The organism is Lysobacter sp. A421 (assembly GCF_054052145.1).
In genome coordinates this window covers 37,674-57,283 of the sequence record NZ_JBSVRL010000001.1, presented here as the reverse complement: position 1 = coordinate 57,283, position 19,610 = coordinate 37,674, and the positions used below count along the sequence as shown (strand labels likewise).

18 protein-coding genes are annotated in these 19,610 nt (G+C 65.4%); 13 read left to right on the top strand and 5 right to left on the bottom strand.

The genetic code is table 11. The features are described from left to right. Positions 1-6: 6 nt before the first annotated feature. Positions 7-2,589 (bottom strand): bifunctional aspartate kinase/diaminopimelate decarboxylase, encoded by a 2,583-nt coding sequence (locus ACW7G6_RS00305; RefSeq protein ID WP_456978909.1) that lies wholly within the window; start codon positions 2,587-2,589, stop codon positions 7-9. Positions 2,590-2,842: 253 nt separating this feature from the next. Between ACW7G6_RS00305 and ACW7G6_RS00300 the strand changes: the two genes are divergently transcribed. Continuing rightward, a complete protein-coding gene (locus ACW7G6_RS00300; RefSeq protein WP_456978908.1) occupies positions 2,843-3,721 on the top strand; it encodes a PhzF family phenazine biosynthesis protein in 879 nt (292 codons plus the stop codon). Between the two features lie 12 nt (positions 3,722-3,733). Here the strand turns inward: ACW7G6_RS00300 and ACW7G6_RS00295 are convergent, their stop codons facing one another. Next, complete coding sequence (locus tag ACW7G6_RS00295; protein WP_456997316.1) at positions 3,734-4,180, bottom strand: OsmC family protein; 447 nt, start codon at positions 4,178-4,180, stop codon at positions 3,734-3,736. A gap of 226 nt (positions 4,181-4,406) precedes the next feature. Between ACW7G6_RS00295 and ACW7G6_RS00290 the strand changes: the two genes are divergently transcribed. Genes ACW7G6_RS00290 through ACW7G6_RS00280 form a run of 3 tightly spaced genes read left to right on the top strand, consistent with a single transcriptional unit; the run spans position 4,407 to position 6,223 of the window. Continuing rightward, positions 4,407-5,000 carry a DUF1439 domain-containing protein gene (locus ACW7G6_RS00290; RefSeq protein ID WP_456978906.1) on the top strand — a complete coding sequence of 198 codons (594 nt, stop codon included), beginning with the start codon at positions 4,407-4,409 and terminating at the stop codon, positions 4,998-5,000. Positions 5,001-5,015: 15 nt separating this feature from the next. Beyond that, a complete protein-coding gene (locus ACW7G6_RS00285) occupies positions 5,016-5,711 on the top strand; it encodes a hypothetical protein (protein WP_456997315.1) in 696 nt (231 codons plus the stop codon). Positions 5,712-5,725: 14 nt separating this feature from the next. Continuing rightward, complete coding sequence (locus ACW7G6_RS00280) at positions 5,726-6,223, top strand: PIN domain-containing protein (protein WP_456997314.1); 498 nt, start codon at positions 5,726-5,728, stop codon at positions 6,221-6,223. Here the strand turns inward: ACW7G6_RS00280 and ACW7G6_RS00275 are convergent. The 3 genes from ACW7G6_RS00275 to ACW7G6_RS00265 form a co-directional block, all read right to left on the bottom strand. Further along, entirely contained in the window at positions 6,195-8,480 is a 2,286-nt protein-coding gene (locus tag ACW7G6_RS00275) for a DUF5916 domain-containing protein (protein ID WP_456997313.1), read from the bottom strand. The two genes, ACW7G6_RS00280 and ACW7G6_RS00275, sit on opposite strands and share 29 nt — an antisense overlap. A 119-nt stretch (positions 8,481-8,599) precedes the next feature. Next, positions 8,600-9,403: a 3-hydroxybutyrate dehydrogenase gene (locus ACW7G6_RS00270; RefSeq protein ID WP_456997312.1), complete on the bottom strand. Its 804-nt coding sequence runs from the start codon at positions 9,401-9,403 to the stop codon at positions 8,600-8,602. A gap of 47 nt (positions 9,404-9,450) precedes the next feature. Beyond that, positions 9,451-9,936 carry an SET domain-containing protein gene (locus ACW7G6_RS00265; protein WP_456997311.1) on the bottom strand — a complete coding sequence of 162 codons (486 nt, stop codon included), beginning with the start codon at positions 9,934-9,936 and terminating at the stop codon, positions 9,451-9,453. Between the two features lie 97 nt (positions 9,937-10,033). On the opposite strand from ACW7G6_RS00265, the gene ACW7G6_RS00260 reads away from it, so the two are divergent. The 9 genes from ACW7G6_RS00260 (at position 10,034) to ACW7G6_RS00220 (ending at position 19,550) form a co-directional block, all read left to right on the top strand. Then, positions 10,034-10,501: an SUF system Fe-S cluster assembly regulator gene (locus ACW7G6_RS00260; protein WP_456997310.1), complete on the top strand. Its 468-nt coding sequence runs from the start codon at positions 10,034-10,036 to the stop codon at positions 10,499-10,501. Positions 10,502-10,590: 89 nt separating this feature from the next. Then, positions 10,591-12,027 carry a Fe-S cluster assembly protein SufB gene (sufB, locus tag ACW7G6_RS00255; RefSeq protein ID WP_456997698.1) on the top strand — a complete coding sequence of 479 codons (1,437 nt, stop codon included), beginning with the start codon at positions 10,591-10,593 and terminating at the stop codon, positions 12,025-12,027. Between the two features lie 34 nt (positions 12,028-12,061). Further along, a complete protein-coding gene (gene sufC, locus ACW7G6_RS00250) occupies positions 12,062-12,841 on the top strand; it encodes a Fe-S cluster assembly ATPase SufC (protein WP_456960982.1) in 780 nt (259 codons plus the stop codon). After that, positions 12,841-14,136 carry a Fe-S cluster assembly protein SufD gene (sufD, locus tag ACW7G6_RS00245; protein ID WP_456978898.1) on the top strand — a complete coding sequence of 432 codons (1,296 nt, stop codon included), beginning with the start codon at positions 12,841-12,843 and terminating at the stop codon, positions 14,134-14,136. The genes sufC and sufD overlap by 1 nt, the downstream gene beginning before the upstream one ends. Then, complete coding sequence (locus ACW7G6_RS00240; RefSeq protein WP_456978897.1) at positions 14,133-15,443, top strand: cysteine desulfurase; 1,311 nt, start codon at positions 14,133-14,135, stop codon at positions 15,441-15,443. Before sufD ends, ACW7G6_RS00240 begins: the two co-directional genes overlap by 4 nt. Before the next feature lie 24 nt (positions 15,444-15,467). After that, on the top strand, positions 15,468-16,007 hold the full coding sequence (locus tag ACW7G6_RS00235; protein ID WP_456997697.1) for a GNAT family N-acetyltransferase: 540 nt from the start codon (positions 15,468-15,470) through the stop codon (positions 16,005-16,007). After that, entirely contained in the window at positions 16,004-16,324 is a 321-nt protein-coding gene (locus ACW7G6_RS00230; protein ID WP_456997309.1) for a non-heme iron oxygenase ferredoxin subunit, read from the top strand. The genes ACW7G6_RS00235 and ACW7G6_RS00230 overlap by 4 nt, the downstream gene beginning before the upstream one ends. Before the next feature lie 193 nt (positions 16,325-16,517). Then, complete coding sequence (locus ACW7G6_RS00225) at positions 16,518-18,845, top strand: catecholate siderophore receptor Fiu (RefSeq protein WP_456997308.1); 2,328 nt, start codon at positions 16,518-16,520, stop codon at positions 18,843-18,845. Between the two features lie 12 nt (positions 18,846-18,857). Further along, positions 18,858-19,550 carry a Fe2+-dependent dioxygenase gene (locus ACW7G6_RS00220; protein ID WP_456997307.1) on the top strand — a complete coding sequence of 231 codons (693 nt, stop codon included), beginning with the start codon at positions 18,858-18,860 and terminating at the stop codon, positions 19,548-19,550. The last annotated feature ends 60 nt before the right edge of the window (positions 19,551-19,610 follow it).

Below are 19,610 nucleotides of genomic sequence, written 5' to 3'. Positions count from 1 at the left end.
CGTGTCTCATTCAATGATGTCCTCTGCCGGCAGCGCCCGCAGGTTGTAGGTGTTGGCCATCGCCATGCCGTAGGCGCCAGTATCGGCGACCAGCACCACGTCGTCCTCGGCGGTGGCGGCCGGCAGCAGCCGGGCGCGGCCCAGCACGTCGCCGGTCTCGCAGATGGGCCCGACCACCTCGAAGGTTGCCGTCACCGGGTCGTCCAGGCGACTGAGGTTGTGGATGCCATGCCAGGCGTCGTACATCGCCGGCCGCATCAGTGCATTCATGCCGGCATCGCAGCCCACCCGGTGCACGCCATCCTTCTCGACCACCTGGGTTACCGACAGCAGCAGGACGCCACACTCGGCGGCCAGATAGCGGCCCGGTTCGACCACCAGCCGGTAGCGCGGATAGCTGGCCTTGATCTCGTCCAGGCCAGCGCCCCAAGCGGCGAGGTCGAAGTCATGGGCGTCGGGCGTGTATGCCACCGGCAGGCCACCACCGATATCGATGCTTTCGACGCTGGCGGCCGTGTCTGCCAGTCCGACCAGCTCGGCATACACCTCGCGCCAGAAACGGGGGTCGTCGATGCCGCTGCCCAGGTGGGCGTGCAAGCCGCTGATACGGATATCCAGCTGGCGGGCACGAGCGAGGAAGTCGTCGAACTTCGCCAATGGCAGGCCGAACTTGGCGGCGACGCCACCGGTGCGGACCTTCTCGTGGTGGCCGTCGCCGCGGCCCAGGTCCAGCCGCAGCCAGATAGTGCGGCCACGGAACACTTCCGGCCAGTTCTGCAGCGCTTCCAGATTATCCAGGGTGACGGTCACGCCAAGCGCAAACGCCGTCTCGTACTCCCGGCGCGGCGCAAAACTGGGGGTGAACAACACCCGCTGCGGGGACAGTCCGGGGACATGCTGGAACACGTGCTCCAGTTCTGCGGCCGACACACATTCCAACCCGAACCCCTCGGTCGCCAACACGCGCAAGACAGCCGGATGCGGGTTGGCCTTGATCGCGTAAAAACAGCCGTCGACGGCGGTGGCTGCCGCCACTTCGCGCGCGCGCCTGCGCACCGTGTCCAGGTCGTATACATAACGCGGCGTTCCGGCGCGGGCACGCTCCAGCAAGTGCTGACGCGCACCCAGCCACCAGGGTGTCCGCCGCCGGGTCTTGCCGTGGACGATCTCACGCCAGCTGGGACCAAATACCTCGGCATCCAGGGTTGGCATGGCGCCGCTGCGGATCAACTCGGCATGCAGCACCGGCAACAGGCCGTCGGCATCCGCCTCGTCGATCACGAAGGTCAGGTTGAGGTCGTTGGAGGATTGGCTGATCAGGTGCACGCGCTCGCGCCCGAATGTCGCCCATACGTCCGACAACCGGTGCAGCAGCGAACGCATGCCGCGGCCGACCAGGGTGATCGACGTGCAAGGCACGATCACCTTGACCCGGCACACCAGAGCCAGATCGGCGGCGAGCGCCTCGATCACGTTACTGGTGACCAGGTTCTCGCTGGGGTCCAGGGAAATGGTGACGTTGGTCTCCGACGAGCCGATCAGGTCGACCGACAGGCCGTGATGCTTGAACAGGTCGAAGATGTCAGACAGGAAGCCGACCTGTTGCCACATGCCGATGTTCTCCATCGACACCAGCACCACCCCGTCGCGGCGACTGATCGCCTTCACTCCGGGCACGGTCGCGATGGCGCCTTCGATCCGCGTACCCGGCAGTTCGGGGCGCTGGGTATCCAGGATCGTCATCGGCACTCCGGCGCGGCGGCAGGGACCGATCGAACGCGGGTGCAGGACCTTGGCACCGGTGGTCGCGATTTCCTGGGCCTCGGCGTAGTCCAGTCGCACCAGCAACCGGGCGTCCGGGACCTCGCGCGGATTGGCGCTGAACATGCCCGGCACGTCGGTCCATATCTCCACCCGCTCGGCGTTCAACAGCACGCCAAAACACGCCGCCGATGTATCCGAGCCGCCGCGGCCAAACAATGCGGTGCCACCGTCGGCATGACGGGCGATGAACCCCTGGGTCAGCAGCATCGGCGCCGGTTGGGCGGCAAAGCGCTGGCCAAAGCCGGGCTCGGCCTCGCGTTTGCAGTTCACCGACAGCCGGCCTGCCCACGGGCTCTGGTTGGGCAGTTCCGCCGCATCCAGCCACTCGCGCGCGTCGCACCAGCCGACATCCACGCCCTGGCTACGCAGGTAAGCCACGCCCAGCGTGGAGGACAGCAGTTCGCCCTGGGCCAGCATCTCGGCTTGCCACGACAGCGGCCGCGCTACTGCACACGGCGATTGCAGCAAGGCCAGCAGCGCGTCCAGACGCGCGCCCAGCACCAGCTCGGGGTCCAGCCCCAGCTCGACGCAGAACGCGCGATGCCGCTCGATCAGCGCCAGGCCCCGGGCGTCGGCATCGTCGCCGTCGCAGATCGCCTGCAGCTCATTGGTCACGCCCGACAGTGCCGAGACCACGACCAACACGCGCACGCCACTGTCCGCCATGCGTTCGCCGGCCAGACGGCCGATGGTGTCCCACCGCTCACGTTGCGATACCGAGGTCCCGCCAAATTTCAATACTGCCCATCTATGCGCTTGAACCACCAATGTGTCCTCGACTGAACCGGTAGCGCGCGCCGGTCTGGGTGAATAAAACGGGGTCTCGTCCTGATCCGATGCCTGCGCCACAAGCACAGGGTGCAGACAGCACCAATCCGATGCACACGGGCCGGTGCAGAGGGAATGCTGCTTGACCCACTGCTTCGATACAACCCTTTAGAATCCAGCGTCCGCCGATTGCCCGGTTGACGCACTGTCACCCATTGCTCCGGCTACACCCACAGGATGCCTCACCGCAATGACGTTGCGCCGCTATTTGCAATTGGATGTGTTCGCCGACCAGCCGGGCGCGGGCAATCCGCTGGCCGTGATCCTGGATACCGAAGGCCTGGACGATGCGGCAATGCAGGCCATTGCCCGTTGGTCAAATCGTCCCGAGACGACGTTTGTATTTGCCCCCACGGTGCCGGGCGCGGATTACCGCATACGGATATTCAGCCCGCAGCGCGAAGTCCCGTTCGCCGGCCACCCCAGTGTGGGAACGGCGTTCGCGGTGCTCGACGCCGGCATGGTGGCCGCAAAAGGAGGCCAGGTCGTGCAGGAAGGCATCGGCGGCGTGCTGCCGCTCGCCGTCCACGGCGAAGGCAGGCAACAGACAATTGCGGTGCGCACACCGCGGGCACAGGTGACCGAGGTTGCCGCGGTCGATGACCCTCGGCTGACAGCCGCCCTGAGCGGCTTGCCAGCAGGCAACCTGCCTCCGGCACTGATGGACGGAGGACGCCGCTGGTGGCTGGTCGAAGTCATTGATGAGGCGGGCTTGCGGGCTGCCGTCCCCGATTGGCCCGCAATCGCCAAGCTTGCCGCCGCCACCGGAAGCATGGGGATATGCGCGTTCGCGCGCGCCGATGACGACCACGATTACGACTTGACGGTGCGCGCCTTCGTCGGCGCGGGAGCGCCGTTCGAGGACGCCGCTTCGGGCGCGGCCAATGCGACCATCGCCGCCTGGCTGGCCCACAACCAGCGCCTGCCCGGCCGCGACGGCCGCTACGTGGCCAGCCAGGGACGCGAGGTTGGATTCGACGCGCGGCTGCAACTGCACGTGGACCGGGACGGCGAGGTCTGGTCCGGCGGTCGGGTATGCCCGATCGTGCGCGGCAGCCTTCACTGGTAAGGCCGGTACGGGTCAGGCTTTCAGTGTCGCCTGCATCGACATCGGTACGGCGCTCAATGCCTTCGATACCGGGCAGTTTTCCTTGGCATCCTGGGCAATCGACTGAAATTTGGCCTCGTCGATTCCCGGCACCCGGGCCTCGACCGTCAGCCGGATCTGCGACAGCGACGGCCCGTCCTTCATCGACAAGTCGACCTGCGCACGCGTGTCCAGGCTGTCGGGCGGATGGCCGGCCTCGGTCAGCTTGGCCGACAACGCCATGGTGAAGCAGCCCGCGTGGGCGGCGGCGATCAGTTCCTCGGGGTTGGTACCGCGGCTTTCATCGGTATCTCCGTCGCTGAAGCGGCTGTTGAAGCCGTAGCGGGTCTTGTCCATCAGGCCGCTCTGGGTGCTGAGCTGACCCTTGCCGGTCTTGAAGTCGCCTTCCCAATGTGCGGTGGCGTGGCGTGAAATGCCCATGTTCGGTTTCCTTTGCGTGTCAGGGGAAACCACAGGCTAGCGGCGGGAGTGTTAGCGCAACATGTCGACGGGCCTTGCGCGCAGCCAGCCATCGCGACTGCGCGACCCTCGACTACCGGCAACCACTTCGCGCTAGCATCGATACAGCCCGCCACGGGCGTCGTCACGCTAACCCGCCATTCACGGTCGCCACGTACCGTGCGAACGAAACCTGCAAGGATCGATCATGCGCAAACCGGTTGCCTGCAAGTCTGTTGTCCGTACCTGCGTCGCCATCTCGACGTTCGCCTTGATATGCCTGTTGTCCGCCGGCTGTTCCACCCTCAACGCGCTTGGCATGATGCTTGGCAGCCAGGTCACGTTTACCCAGCCGCAGTTGCAGCACTCGCTCAACCGCAACTTCCCGAAGCAATACGAGCGTGTGGGCGGCCTGGTGTCGCTGCGGCTGACCAATCCGACCCTGTCGATTCCGCATGACAACACCCGCCTGCGCCTGAGCTTCGACATCCGCTTGTCGGCATTGGACAGCACCAGCCTGACCGCCCTCGGGCATTTCACGCTGAGCAGCGGCCTTCGGTTCGACCACGACACCCTGGGACTTCATCTGCGCGACCCGGTAATAGAGTCGGTCGACCTGCCAGGACTGGGCGGCGTGATGAATACCACCTCACGCGAGCTGCTCAGCGCCTGGCTATCCGACTACGCCCGCGAGGAGCCGGTCTACCGGCTCGACAACAGCCTGCTGGAGCGCATCAGCGCGCGCCGGATCGAGTCGACCGATATCGAGCGCGGCCTGGTCGTAGTCAAACTCGACGAATAACGGAGTACCGACCGCATGAACGGTTTGCACACGACGATTGGCCTGGGTGTCTTGCTGGCCTTGGCCAGCTGTCTGGCTGGCTGCGGTGAGCGCTCGACACCGGTGAGCCACGACACCGCCAGCACCGAAGGCCTGCCCGAACCCGGACCTTCCAGCGACAGCGTCACCGGCATGCCCACCCAGCCGGGGCCGGGACAGATCGGGTCGCCCCCGCCGCTGAGCCCGCCCGCGATCGATGCCGCGACCGGCAGCGACGGCAAGCCCGATGAGGACGGCGGACTGCCGCTGTCGGCTCCCACGCCCGGCATGTCACCGGATCTGGAATCGCGCCCCGAAGAGCCCGGCCCGGACCAGGCGGTCGCGGTGGTGCGTGAGTATTACGAGGCAATCAACGCCGGCCAGCATGACCAGGCCTATGGGCTGTGGTCCGGCGACGGCAAGGCAAGCGGGCAATCGCCAAAGCAGTTTGCCGATGGCTTCGACGATACCGTCCAGATCTCGGTCGAGGTGATGGCGCCCGGCCAGGTCGGCGCCGCCGCCGGCTCGCGCTACATCGAGGTTCCGATCGCGCTGCGTGCTACCCATCACGATGGCAGCATCCACCAGTATGTGGGTGCCTACACGTTGCGCCGGGCCGTCGTCGACGGCGCCACCCCGGATCAGCGTGCATGGCGAATCGCATCGGCCGACATCCGTGAAGTCCGGCCGTGACAGGCGAGCGGGCTGTGCACCGCATCGTGCTGGATACCAATGTCTGCCTCGACCTGTTGCTGTTCAACGATCCACGCGTGAGGGCGCTGAAGGCGGCGTTGCGGGCCGGTGACGTGATCGCGGTCGGCAACCACGACTGTCGCGCCGAATGGCTGCGGGTGCTGCGTTACCCGGTGCTGAAGCTGGACGAGGATCGCTGCACCACGATGGTCGCGGCGTTCGATGCGGTGACGACGCCGTTGCATGCCATGGAGGCAGCCACCGGCTCGCGGCCCGACGTCGCCCTGCCCCGCTGCAGCGATCCCGACGACCAGAAGTTCCTGCAACTGGCGTGCGACTCGGGTGCCCGCTGGCTGCTCAGCCGCGACCGTCACCTGTTGTCGCTGGCGCGGCGCTGCAAGCGCGAAGGCCTGTTCGAGATCACCACCCCCGACCAGTGGATCGCCCCAGACAACCCCATACAGGAGCGACCGGTCCGCGCCCTTACAACTCGAACCGGTACGACAGCTTGACCAGCAACTGCTCGCTGTCGCGCAGGCTGAAGCTGTCGAGCAACTGCTCCCGCGGCCCGACCGAGAACTCGTCGAGCATGTAGCCGCCGCGTCCGTAGACTACATACAGGTCCGACAGCGGCGCGAGCATGTAGCGGTAGCGGACCTGGAAGCCGAGGTTGCGCAGGCTGAAGTCGTCGACCTGGTTGTCCGCCAACGTGGGATCGACCGCCAACGCGTGGCCATCCGCACCCACCCGCACCGCCCCGGTGCGCTGCGCCTCCAGCCCGATCGCCTGCAACTTCACCCGCAGCTCCTGGCTCTGGCCGATGCTCCAGTCCAGCCCAGCGTTGAACTGCAACGAATGCTGCTCGAAGCGGCCGACCAGGTTGTCGCGCTGCCAGACCAGCCAATCCGGCGTGTACTCGGCATAGCCACCAACGAACGCGCTGAGGGCGTCGCTGAAGTAGTAGGTCGGGGAGAACTCCAGGCTGTAGCCGACCTGGTCATTGCCTGCCAGGCCACCGCTGCCGGCCCAGGCATCGAACTCCCACGCCCAGTTCCCCTTGCGCGGCCGGTCGCGCTCCCAGGACAGGCTGACGTTGCCCGGCAGGTGCAATGGATTGTCACCCCGCGTCAGCAGGTCGTCGTAGTGCGGCGCGTTGACGTTGAGCTGCAGGTACTCGGCGCCGCCATCGCGACGGTCGCTGGAGCGGATCAGGCGCAGTTGTCGCTGCAACCGCAGGCCATGGTCGTTGTCCATGCCGATGATGCGGCCGCGATAGTCGTGCGAGGCGTAGGCCGAATCCGGCGACAGTCCGGTCAGGCGGCGACTGACCTGCCAATGCCCGTAGTTGAGGTTGTTGCGACCGAGGTAGCCAAAATCGTTGACCTCAAGGTCATCGCCAAAATGCATCGCCAGCCACTGCTGGCGCCAGCCGTTGCCCATTTCATACTCGACCACGGTGGTCGCGCCACTGCCGCGGGTGGTCTGCCCGGCCTGCTCGATGTCGCTGCCGACCATGTTGCTGGTGATGGTCAGTGCATCGTTCGGTCGCCAGCGATGGTCGATACCAAGCACGCGCGCCTCGCGGTCCAGGAACGGCCGCAGCACCTGGGTGGCCAGCAGGCCGACGTTCTGGCGCTGGAAATCATGGTTGAGCCGCAACGCCCGGAACGAGCGGCCGGCCTCGCCGTTCTCCTCGGCTGCCATCAGTCCATAGTTGGTCGCGCCAAAACTGCCGTTGAGCTTGACCGCCGCGCCGATGTCACCGGGACCGCTGCCGTCATCGGCAGGCCCGCCTACCCGACGGGTATAGATCAGCTGGCTGTCGTCGATCAGCAGGCCGAAATTGAAGATGCCCTGGTTTTCGGTGAAGAACGGCCGCTTGTCGCTGAAGAAGGTCTCTTCGGCGCCGAAGTTGACCACCAGGTCGTCGCTCTCGACCTGGCCGAAGTCGGGGTTGATGGTCGCCGTCAGCTGGGTCTGGCCGTTGGGCTTCCAGAAGATGTCCGCGCCGGCGTCGAAGTCACTGCTGCCACCTACGTTGTCGTACATCCCGACCACATACGGCGTGATCGCCAGCAGCGACTGGCTGTAGGCCGGCAACTCGATCCGGCGGAACTCGGACAGGAACCGGGGGCGCTGGAAGCTCGCGCCCGGCGTGGCAACGCGCTGACCGGTCGATCCAATCACCCGATCCAGGTACAGACCAACCGTGCGGGTGCCGCCGTCGGCCTTGCGCATCGGCGCGATGTACCACGGGATCAACATCTCGACGTTCCAGCCGGCCTCGTCCTCGCTGACCGCGTGTTGCCAGCTGCCGTCCCAGTCGCTGCTGTAGCTGGTTTCGTTGGTGATCACCTCATCGCCGATGCCACCGGCCAGGGTGACCATGAAGTTGTAGCCGGTACGCCCATCGCCATCGAAGTCGATCGCGACGTTGACCCGGTCGACCTGTGCATCCTCGTCGCGACGGGTGCGGGTGCGCACGCGCGGCACGTCGGCCGCCTGCAGGCTGCGGAACGCGACCGCCAGGCCATCGGGCGTGGCCAGCACCCAGGCCTCGGTCGGGTATGGCGATGGCTGTAGCGACAACGGCTGGGTCAGCAGGAAGTCATCGAAGTGGCGCGCGCCCTGCCATTCAACCGGGTCGATCCGGCCATCCAGCTCGATGGTGCCAGGCTCGACCGCCCCGGATTTCGCTGTCGCGGCTATGGCTGCCTTGAACGGCAGCGCCAGCGCGACAAGGATGGACAGCATCGGGAGCAGGCGCATGCAAGTTCCACGAAAAGCAGGGTCTGCGCGAAAGCTTACCCGGGTTTTCCGGTCCCACCGCCTGTCAAACGTCACTCCGACCATGCGCCTATGCCGACACGGCGGACTTCAGCATCGGCCTATTGCATGTACCAGCCGTGGCTGACCACCAGGCTTTGCCCGGTCAGTGCGGCGCTGGGGAACTCGGCGAGAAAGCGCACCGTCCTGGCGACGTCCTCGACCGTGGTGAAGATGCCATCGACGGTCTGTCCCAGCATCACGTCGCGGATCACTTCCTCCTCGCTGATGCCGAGCTCTTTCGACTGTTCCGGGATCTGCTTGTCCACCAGCGGCGTGCGGACAAAGCCCGGGCAGACCACGTGGCTGCGCACGCCGCGCTCGCCGCCTTCCTTGGCCAACACCCGCGCCAGGCCCAGCAGGCCATGTTTGGCGGTGACATACGGCGCCTTCAGCTTCGACGCTTCATGGGAATGCACCGAGCCCATGTAGATGACCACGCCGCCGCGGCTCGCCTTGCCGCTGCCATCGTCGCGGTACATGTGCGGCAACGCCGCCTTGGTGGTCAGGAACGCGCCATCAAGATGGATCGCGAGCATCTTCTTCCAGTCGGCAAAGCTGTAGTTCTCGATCGGATTGACGATCTGGATGCCGGCGTTGGACACCAGGATATCGACCGCGCCCAACTGATCCACGACCTGTTGGGTACCGGCATTGACCGCTGCCTCATCGGTGACATCCATCGCGACACCGATCGCCTTGCCACCGGCCTGCCCGATCTCATCGGCAACCGCCTTGGCGCCATCCAGGTTGATGTCGGCAATGGCGATCAATGCGCCGGCACGCGACAGCTCGAATGCGATCTCCTTGCCGATTCCGCTGGCCGCGCCGGTGACGATGGCAACCTTTCCCTGGATCGAACTCATGCGCTGGCTCCTGCAGTGTTGGGAATGGCGCGATATTAACGAATGGCTCAGTCTTTCCGCTTGTTCTTGCGCTTGGGTTGCAACATGGTGCCGGTGCAGCTGCCCGCACCGCAGCGGCATGTCCAGATGCGTTTCATGCGCGCGGTGTGGGCCTCGGCCAGGGTAATGCCGTAGTTGTAGACCAGCTCCTCGCCCGCCGCGATGTCATTGATCGCCTCGATGAACACCCGGTCCTTGCTGCGGTCATCACCGTCGTGCTCCTCCAGCAACGCTTCGCAATTGGGCTCGCAGCTGTGGTTGATCCAGCGCGCGACCCCGCCACGGTAATTGGCATCGATCACGTACTCGTCGTTCAACGTGAACAGGAAGGTGTGACCCGAGTCCGGGTCGCCTGTATCGCCGGCATCCACTTCCTGGTGGGTACGACGCAACCCTTTGTATTCGACAATGCGCTCGCCCTTGGCGATGGGCGCAACGGTAAACACACCGTTGCCGTGAATGGCGGAGTGACGGGCGATGATCTTTCGCGGCATACGAGCTTCCGGGGGAGAAAAGGGAGGGAACCGGTAAATGTACTTGGCCCCCGCCCCGATAATCCGTACAATAACGGTACTGATTGAGGGTCCAGCCATGTTGCGTGTCACCCGACTCACCGATTACGCCACCATCGTGCTCACGGTGCTGGCCGCCGATCCCCTGGTCGTTCTGAGCGCGCCCGAGCTCGCCGACCGTGCCGGCCTGGAAACGCCAACGGTGAGCAAGTTGCTCAAGCCGCTGGCCCAGGCGGGTCTGGTGGAGGGCTTCCGTGGTGCCAACGGCGGCTACCGGCTGGCCCGCCCGGCCGGGTCGATCACCTTGATCGAAATCGTCGAGGCGATGGAAGGCCCGTTTGCAATGACCGAATGCAGCATCCACGAAGGCAATTGCGATATCGAGGATTCATGCAACATGCGCGCCAACTGGCGTTACATCAACGATGTCGTGGCCGATGCGCTGCGCGCGGTCAGCCTGGCCCAGATGCTGACGCCGCTTACGGCCCCCACACCACCCCCTCTTTCCGGGCCGAAGCGCATTGACCTTCGTCTCTCCAACGCATAACCGACAGTAGGCAGCCCATGGCCACCGAAACCATTGAAAACCCGACTTCACGCACGCCTCCAGACGCGGCGACCACGCAGCAGGCGGACATGCCCAACCGTGAAATCCACGAACAGCTCGGCCGCAAGTACGAGGCCGGTTTCATCACCGATATTGAAACCGACAGCCTGCCGCCAGGACTGGACGAGGACATCATCCGCCAGCTCTCCGCGATCAAGGAAGAGCCCGAGTGGATGACCGAGTGGCGTCTGGAGGCCTATCGCCACTTCCTGACGATGCCGATGCCTGACTGGGCCAAGCTCAACATCGCGCCGATCGACCTGCAGGCGCTCAGCTACTACTCCGCACCCAAGGGGCCGAAGTACAAGTCGCTTGATGAGGTGCCGCAGGAACTGATCGACACCTACGACAAGCTTGGCATCCCGTTGCACGAGCGCGCCAAACTGGCCGGTGTGGCGGTGGACGTGGTGTTCGACTCGGTCTCGGTCGGCACCACCGTGCACAAGGAGCTGACCGACAAGGGCGTCATATTCTGCTCGATGTCGGAGGCGATCAAGAACCACCCAGAACTGGTCAGGAAGTACCTGGGGACGGTGGTGCCCACCGGTGACAACTACTTCGCCGCGTTGAATTCGGCGGTATTTTCCGACGGCAGTTTCGTGTTCATCCCGGCCGGGGTGAAGTGCCCGATGGAGCTGAGCACCTACTTCCGCATCAATGCCGGCCACACCGGGCAGTTCGAGCGCACCCTGATCATCTGCGAGGACCGCGCCAAGGTGTCCTACCTGGAAGGCTGCACCGCGCCGATGCGCGACGAGAACCAGCTGCATGCGGCAGTGGTCGAGCTGGTCGCGCTGGAAGAAGCCGACATCAAGTATTCCACGGTGCAGAACTGGTACCCGGGCGACGAGAACGGCGTCGGCGGCATCTACAACTTCGTGACCAAGCGCGGCGAGTGCCGCGGCGCGCGCAGCCGTATCCACTGGACCCAGGTCGAGACCGGTTCGGCGATCACCTGGAAGTACCCGTCATGCGTGCTGATCGGCGATGACTCGTCCGGCGAGTTCCACTCCGTCGCCCTGACCCACCACCGCCAGCAGGCCGACACCGGCACCAAGATGATCCACATCGGCAAGCGCACCAAGAGCACGATCATCAGCAAGGGCATCAGCGCCGGCCACGGGCAGAACACCTACCGCGGCCTGGTCAAGATCGCCTCGTCGGCGGAAGGCGCGCGCAACTACACCGAGTGCGACTCGCTGCTGATCGGCAAGCACTGTGGCGCACACACCTTCCCGTATATCGAGGTGCGCAACCCGACCGCGACCGTCGAGCACGAGGCCACCACCTCCAAGATCAGCGACGACCAGATGTTCTATTGCCGCAGCCGCGGCATTGGCCAGGAAGATGCGGTGTCGATGATCGTCGACGGCTTCTGCAAGCAGGTATTCCGCGAACTGCCGATGGAGTTCGCGGTGGAAGCCAAGGCGTTGCTGGAAGTGAGCCTCGAAGGCTCGGTCGGCTGAGCCGAATTTCAAGAAAAATCACGAGAACACAATCATGTTGAAGATCGAAAACCTCCATGTCCGCATCGGTGACAAGGAAATCCTCAAGGGCCTCAGCCTGGAGCTGCAGCCCGGCCAGGTCCACGCCATCATGGGCCCCAACGGCTCGGGCAAGTCGACTCTGGGCAACGTCATCGCCGGTCGCGAGGGCTATGAGATCACCGAAGGCTCGGTGACGTTCAAGGGCCGCGACCTGTTGGCGCTGGAGCCCGAGGAGCGCGCCGCCGCCGGGGTGTTCCTCGCGTTCCAGTACCCGGTCGAGATCCCGGGGGTGAACAACACCTATTTCCTGCGGACGGCACTCAACGCGCAGCGCAAGGCGCGCGGCGAGGACGAGGTCGATTCGATGCAGTTCCTGAAGCTGGTGCGCGAGAAGCTCGCAGTGCTGCACCTGAAGGACGAACTGCTGCACCGCGGCGTCAACGAGGGCTTCTCGGGTGGCGAGAAAAAACGCAACGAGGTCTTCCAGCTCGCCTTGCTGGAGCCGACGCTGGCGATCCTGGACGAGACCGACTCGGGCCTGGACATCGACGCGCTCAAGACCGTCGCCGCCGGCGTCAATGCGCTGCGCTCGCCCGACCGGATGTTCATGGTGATCACCCACTACCAGCGCCTTCTGGATTACATCAAGCCGGACGCGGTGCACGTGCTGGCCGATGGCCGGATCGTGGAGAGCGGTGGGCCGGAACTGGCGCTGGAGCTGGAAGCGCACGGTTACGAATGGATCAAGGACCGGATTGAACCAAGCACCGCCGCGCCGGAGGCGGTTGCCTGATGAGCGCCCTGCTCGACTCGCTTGCCTCATCTTTCGACACCCTGCCCGCCCGCGATGCCGGGGGCCTGGGTGACCATCGCCGTGCCGCGCTCGACGCGGCCCTGCGCGATGGTCTGCCGCACTCGCGCGTCGAGAGCTGGAAGTACACCCCGTTGCGGGCGCTGGAGCGTCGTGCGTTCGCACCCTCCGCGGGCACCGCCTCGTTTGATCGCGAACTGCTGGCCGGCATCCCCGCGCCGCGAATCGTGTTCGTCAACGGTCGCTTCGATGCGGCCGCGTCCGACCTGGCCAAACTGCCGGCCGGGGTGAGTTTGCAGCCACTGTCGCAGGTGCTGGACAGCGGCGACGCCCGCCAGACCAGTTTCCTGGCGCGCAGGTTCGAACGTGGCGACGAAGTGTTCGCCAAGGTCAACGCGGCGCTGGCCACCGAAGGCATGGTCCTGCGTGCCGAAGCCAATACCCGCGCGACCGCACCGGTGCACCTGGTATTCATCGGCGCTGCGGCCGAAGGCGATCAAGCCTGGCATCTGCGCCATTTGATCGAGCTGTCCGACGGCGCCGAGTTGAGTGTGGTGGAACACCAGCTGGCGGGCGCCGAGCACCGCCATTTCGCCAACACCTTGATGCATGTCCATGTCGGCGTCGGCGCCCGGTTGTCACATGCCCGGGTGCAAGCCGAAGCCCCCGGCGCGACGCTGATCAGCCGCACCGATGCGGTGCTCGCCGAGCGCGCCGAATACCGACGACTGGACCTGGAGCTGGGTGCGGGCCTGTCGCGCCACGAGCTCAACGTGCTCCTGCAGGGCAACGCATCCAGCCTGCACGCCAACGGCGTATTGCTCGGTGCCGGTCGCCGGCACGTGGACACACGTTTATCGATCGACCATGCCGGTCGTGATACCAGTTGCGAACTGACCTGGCGCGGCATCGGCACCGACCGGGCCCGGGTGGTGTTCCATGGCGGCATCGAGATCCGCGAAGGTGCCGATGGCACCAATGCGATGCTGTCCAACAAGAACCTGCTGCTCAGCGAAGGCGCGGAAATCGACACCCAGCCGGTGCTGGTGATCAACGCCGACGAAGTACAGGCCGCGCATGGCGCAACGGTGGGCCAACTGGACCCGACGGCGATGTTCTACATGCGCTCGCGCGGGCTGCCGGTCGAACAGGCGCGTGCGCTGCTGACCGCGGCATTCTGTCGTGAAACCCTGGCGGTGTTCGAGGACATCGGCACGCGCGAGGCGGCGTCGGCACGGCTGGATCAGGCACTGGCGGAAACGGTGGCAATGGCATGAACGTGGAAGCCGGCACGCCCCACGCCAGCGGACTGCCCGACCAGCATGCCCGCGAGCCCGCATCGGATGACGTTGCAGGCAACGCTGTCACACCGATCGACTGGGCCCGGGTGCGCGCCGATTTTCCGTTGTTGTCCCGTCAGGTCCACGGCAAGCCGTTGGTCTACCTGGACTCGGCCAACACCGGTCAAAAACCTGCCGTAGTGATCGAGGCGGTGGATGACTTTTATCGTCGTCACAATGCCAACGTCAGCCGCGCCGTCCACGCGCTGGGCTCCGAGGCAACCGACGCCTACGAAGGCGCCCGCGACAAGCTGGCGAAGTTCCTCAACGTGCGCGCGAACGAACTGGTGTTGTGCAGCGGCACCACGTTCGCGATCAACCTGGTCGCCTGGAGCTGGGCGCTGCCGCGCTTGCGGCCCGGCGACGCCATCGTCCTGACCCGGATGGAGCACCACGCCAACATCGTGCCGTGGCAACTGGTCGCCGAGCGCACTGGAGCGACCTTGAAGGTCGCCGAGCTGGACGAGCATGGCGATCTCGACCTTGCCCAGTTGTATGGCCTGCTCACCCCGGAGGTGAAGCTGCTCGCATTGACCCACGTCTCCAACGTGCTGGGCACGGTCAATCCGGTGCGCGAGATCTGCAGGCAGGCGCGCAAGCGTGGCATCGTCACCGTCGTCGATGGCTCCCAGGCCGCGCCGCATCGTGCGCTCGACATCGCGTCCATCGGCTGCGACTTCTACGCCATCACCGGCCACAAGATGGCCGGACCGACCGGCACCGGCGTGCTGTGGGCACGCCGCGAGCATCTCGAGTCGATGCCCCCGTTCCTGGGTGGCGGCGAGATGATCAAGGAGGTGCGTTTTGAAGGCACCGTGTACAACGACGCGCCGCACAAGTTCGAGGCCGGCACGCCGAACATCTCCGGCTTCATTGGCCTGGGCGCGGCGGTGGATTACCTTTCCGCCATCGGCATGGGCAACATCGAGGCACGCGAGCAGGAACTGCTGGCCTACGCGACCGACAAGCTGTCGCAAGTGGAGGGCCTGCGCATCTTCGGCCATGCCCGCGAGAAGGCGGCCGTTATCAGCTTCCTGATCGAAGGTGCACACGCGCACGACCTGGCCACCCTGCTCGACCTGGAAGGTGTGGCGGTGCGCTCGGGCCATCATTGCGCGCACCCGCTGATGCACCATTTCGGGGTGCCCGCAACCTGCCGCGCGTCGTTCGCGTTCTACAACACGTTCGCGGAGATCGATGCGTTCGTGACCGCGCTGGAAAAAGTCCGCAAGCTGCTGCTGTAGCCGCTGAGTCCATTCATGCCATCCATGCCCGAAGCCACCTTCCGCAACGCCATCGCTGCTGACATCGACTCGTTGGTCGCCTTCGTCACGGCCGCCTACCGTGGTGACAGCAGCCGCCAGGGCTGGACCACCGAGGCCGACGTGCTCGACGGCAACCGGATCGATGCACAGGTGCTGGGTGGCGATATCGAGCGCGATCGCAGCCGGATCCTGCTGCTCGAGCGTGGCGGCGAATTGCTTTCCTGCGCTCACGTCTGCGAAGACACCGGTGCTGGCTACTTCGGCATGTTCGCGGTCAAGCCGAGCCTGCAGGGCGGCGGCATCGGCAAGCGGGTCATGGATGAGGCCGAGCGCGTGGTGCGCGATGACTGGCAACTGCCGGTGATGCGGATGACCGTGATCGACGTGCGTGCGGAGTTGATCGCGTTCTATGAACGACGCGGGTATCGCCGCACCGGGTTATTCAAACCGTTTCCGTACGGCGACGAGCGCTTTGGCATCCCGCGGCGGGATGACTTGCGGTTCGAGGTGCTGGAAAAACCCCTACGCGGAATGACGCCATGACCGGCTGGACCCGCGTCTGTACCACCGCCGAGCTGTTACCGGGCGAATCCACGGTCGCCTGGGACGGCGACACGCCGATCATGGTGGTCAATTTCGATGGCACCTACTACGCCTTCGAGGACCGCTGCTCGCATGAAGACTTCGAACTGTCGGCCGGCAACTTCGACGGCAAGGAGGCAACCGTGGAATGCGTCCTGCACGGCGCCAAGTTCGATGTCCGCGACGGCCGCGCATTGTGTCCGCCCGCCTACGAGCCGGTGGTGAATTTCCCGGTCAAGGTCGACGACGGCGTCGTCTGGACCCTCGACGACCGCTGAACAACGGCGGCGACGCCACCCCCGAACCGGTGTCAGGGGCCTGCTCGCAGGCAGCCTCACGGGCGTCATTTTCCAATTATCTATTGCGAATAGTTCTCAATTGCGTTTAAATGACGCCCCTCGAAACCGTCATTGACTTGCGTAGTCATGCGCCGCCCTCCGAGCGCAACGCGACCCTATACAAGGCATGGAAATGAGCCACATCAAAAGCCGCAAGCATTCGTCCCGGTTCGCGGCATCCTCGCAATCGCTGACCGCAGTCTCACTCATCACCGGCCTGGCGCTGGCAGCACCGATGGCCGCATCGGCACAGAACCTTGGCGGCCCCGCCGCCGACGTACTCCAGACCACCGAGCTGGACGAGATCAACGTCCACGGCAAACGCGGCAAGGTCTACTCATCGGGCAAGCTGTCGTCGCCAAAGTTCAGCCAGCCGCTGGTCGACACCACCCAGACCATCAACATCATCGGCAAGGACCTGTTCAACGAGCAGGGCGCGACGACGCTGACCGAGGCCTTGCGCAACAGCCCCGGCGTCGGCACGTTCTACGCTGGCGAGAACGGCAATACCACCACCGGCGACGCGATCTACCTGCGCGGGTTTGATACCTCCGGCAGCATTTTCGTCGACGGCGTGCGCGACCTTGGGTCGATCTCCCGCGACGTGTTCAACATCGAGCAGATCGAGGTCGCCAAGGGCCCGGCGGGCACCGACAACGGCCGCACCGCCCCCACCGGCGCCATCAACCTGGTGACCAAGCAACCGTTCGGACGCAACAAGTCATCAGTGACCGCGTCCTACGGCAGCGCCGACCAGAAGCGGGTCACCGCGGACTGGAACCAGACCTTCGGCGCGGCCAATGCGTTCCGCCTCAACGTCATGGCGCAGGACAGCGGCGTCCCCGGCCGCGATACCATCGAGAACAAGCGTTGGGCGATCGCGCCGTCGCTGGCCTTCGGGCTGCATTCGGCGACCCGGGTGTACCTGAATCTGCTCCATGTACAACAGAACAACCTGCCCGACGGCGGCGTGCCGACCATTGGCCTGCCCGGCTACAGCTCACCGGACCCCACCCGTCCGGAACTGGCGGCCGCACCGCCGGTGGATCCGCGCAATTTCTACGGCACCTTGTCGGACTATGACGATGTCACCGCCGACATGGCCACCTTGCGGGTCGTGCACGACCTGTCCGATGACACCCGGCTGACCAACACCACACGGTGGGGACGGACCCGGCAGGACTACATGCTGACCGCTTTCATGGGCTCGACCGCCAACCTGGTCACTCCGGATATCACCGACGCGGGCAGTTGGACCATCGCCCGCTCACTGCCGACCTTCAAGGACCAGAGCAGCCGGATCATCACCAACCAGACCAGCCTGGCCACGCGCTTCACCTCCGGCAGCGTGCAGCACGACCTCAACACCGGTCTGGAACTGACCCGCGAGAACCTGGCCACCCGCGGCGTCGACGAGCTTGCCGGCACCGCATGGCCAGCCGCCAATATCTATGCCCCCAATCCGGACGTCAGCGGACTGGCGTGGGAGCACAACGGCGCTCGCGGCGATGGCCAGACCGACACCGTCGCGCTGTATGCGTTCGACACCATCACCTTCAACCCGCAGTTCGAGCTCAACGGCGGGGTCCGTCTGGATCACTACAAGACGGCCTTCAGCAGCCTGGTCCCGTGCGGCGGGCGCCGCGGTCCGGACTGCGGGGCCCTTGCCGACGGATCGATCGCGCCCGGCGTGGATGCCGAGGTCTCCGACACCCTGGTCAACTGGAAGGTGGGCGCGTTGTACAAGCCGGCGTCCCATGCCAGCGTCTATGCCAACTACGCCATCGCCCGGCAACCGCCGGGCGGCGGCAACCTGGAATTGAGCTCATCGGCCAGCAGCGCCAACAACCCGGCCCTGGACCCGCAGAAAGCAAAGACCGCCGAAATCGGCACCAAGTGGAACCTGCTCGACAAGCGACTGTTGTTGACGGCCGCGTTGTACGACACCCGCATCAGCAACGAAGTTGTGCGCGACCCGGTCGACCAGCAGTACTACCAGAGCGGCCGCAAGCGCGTGCGTGGACTGGAGCTGAGCGCGGTTGGCAAGATCAGCAACGCCTGGTCGGTCTCAACCGGCTTTACCACCATGGATGCCGAGGTGCTGGAAGGCCCGACCGTATCGACGGACGGATCTCAGGACCTGGCCTACACGCCCAAGCGCGCGTTCACTGCCTGGTCGACCTACCAGTTGCCTGTCGGCCTGACCATCGGCGGCGGCGTGCGCTACTCCGGCGAGCTCAAGCGCGGCAACGATGGCGCCGTCGGCACGCCCGCCTATACCGAGGACTACTGGGTGGTCGACGCGGTCGCCAGCTACGCGGTCAGCGAGCATCTGGATCTGCGGTTGAACCTCTACAACCTGCTGGACGAGAACTACGTGGCGGCCATCAACAAGAGCGGCTACCGCTACACGCCCGGGATGCCGCGCTCGGTCATGTTGACCGCCAACTTCCACTTCTGAGCGAGCCACGCCATGTTGTTGCACGTCCCGGGAATCCTTGATCGCGACCAGCTTGCCCGGTTCCGCCAGGCACTCGATGGCGCGCAGTGGACCGACGGCAAGGAAACCGTCGGTCCGCAAGGCGCGCAGGTAAAGCGCAATCTCCAACTCCCCGATGCGTCGCCGCTGCGCCAGCAACTGGGACAGGTGGTCTCGGCGGCGCTGGCGGCCAGTCCGCAGTACTTCGCCGCCGTGCTGCCACTGCGCACCCTGCCGCCGCGCTTCAATCGTTACGAAGGTGGTGGTCAATACGGCTTCCACGTCGACGGCGCGGTGATGACCCCTGCCGCGCCGCCAGGACAGCTCGCCGCCACCCTGCGCACCGACGTGTCGTGTTCGCTGTTCCTGTGCGAGCCCGACGAGTACGAAGGCGGCGAGTTGGTGATCCACGACACGTATGGCGAGCACGAGGTCAAACTGCCGGCCGGCGACTTGATCATCTATCCATCCAGCAGCCTGCACAAAGTGCAGCCGGTGACCCGCGGCGCGCGCCTGGCGGCGTTTTTCTGGGCCCAAAGCCTGATCCGCGACGATGGCCAGCGCCGGCTGCTGTTCGATCTGGACACGTCCATCCAGGCCCTGACCCGCTCCGGCGCCGACCCCGATGCACTGCTGCAGTTGACCGGCGTCTATCACAACCTGCTGCGCCACTGGGCGGAGACCTGAGCCACACCACCGCATAGCGCCGCGCCAAACCCCATCCACCGTTGCCAGCAGGCTCCCGTC

What these genes read in the sequence shown, in the direction of transcription:
- ACW7G6_RS00300 (WP_456978908.1), top strand. Translation starts at nt 2,843, where the DNA reads ATGACGTTGCGCCGCTATTTGCAATTGGATGTGTTCGCCGACCAGCCG.
- ACW7G6_RS00295 (WP_456997316.1), bottom strand. Translation starts at nt 4,180, where the DNA reads ATGGGCATTTCACGCCACGCCACCGCACATTGGGAAGGCGACTTCAAG.
- ACW7G6_RS00290 (WP_456978906.1), top strand. Translation starts at nt 4,407, where the DNA reads ATGCGCAAACCGGTTGCCTGCAAGTCTGTTGTCCGTACCTGCGTCGCC.
- ACW7G6_RS00285 (WP_456997315.1), top strand. Translation starts at nt 5,016, where the DNA reads ATGAACGGTTTGCACACGACGATTGGCCTGGGTGTCTTGCTGGCCTTG.
- ACW7G6_RS00275 (WP_456997313.1), bottom strand. Translation starts at nt 8,480, where the DNA reads ATGCGCCTGCTCCCGATGCTGTCCATCCTTGTCGCGCTGGCGCTGCCG.
- ACW7G6_RS00270 (WP_456997312.1), bottom strand. Translation starts at nt 9,403, where the DNA reads ATGAGTTCGATCCAGGGAAAGGTTGCCATCGTCACCGGCGCGGCCAGC.
- ACW7G6_RS00265 (WP_456997311.1), bottom strand. Translation starts at nt 9,936, where the DNA reads ATGCCGCGAAAGATCATCGCCCGTCACTCCGCCATTCACGGCAACGGT.
- ACW7G6_RS00260 (WP_456997310.1), top strand. Translation starts at nt 10,034, where the DNA reads ATGTTGCGTGTCACCCGACTCACCGATTACGCCACCATCGTGCTCACG.
- sufB (WP_456997698.1), top strand. Translation starts at nt 10,591, where the DNA reads ATGCCCAACCGTGAAATCCACGAACAGCTCGGCCGCAAGTACGAGGCC.
- sufC (WP_456960982.1), top strand. Translation starts at nt 12,062, where the DNA reads ATGTTGAAGATCGAAAACCTCCATGTCCGCATCGGTGACAAGGAAATC.
- sufD (WP_456978898.1), top strand. Translation starts at nt 12,841, where the DNA reads ATGAGCGCCCTGCTCGACTCGCTTGCCTCATCTTTCGACACCCTGCCC.
- ACW7G6_RS00240 (WP_456978897.1), top strand. Translation starts at nt 14,133, where the DNA reads ATGAACGTGGAAGCCGGCACGCCCCACGCCAGCGGACTGCCCGACCAG.
- ACW7G6_RS00235 (WP_456997697.1), top strand. Translation starts at nt 15,468, where the DNA reads ATGCCCGAAGCCACCTTCCGCAACGCCATCGCTGCTGACATCGACTCG.
- ACW7G6_RS00230 (WP_456997309.1), top strand. Translation starts at nt 16,004, where the DNA reads ATGACCGGCTGGACCCGCGTCTGTACCACCGCCGAGCTGTTACCGGGC.
- ACW7G6_RS00225 (WP_456997308.1), top strand. Translation starts at nt 16,518, where the DNA reads ATGAGCCACATCAAAAGCCGCAAGCATTCGTCCCGGTTCGCGGCATCC.
- ACW7G6_RS00220 (WP_456997307.1), top strand. Translation starts at nt 18,858, where the DNA reads ATGTTGTTGCACGTCCCGGGAATCCTTGATCGCGACCAGCTTGCCCGG.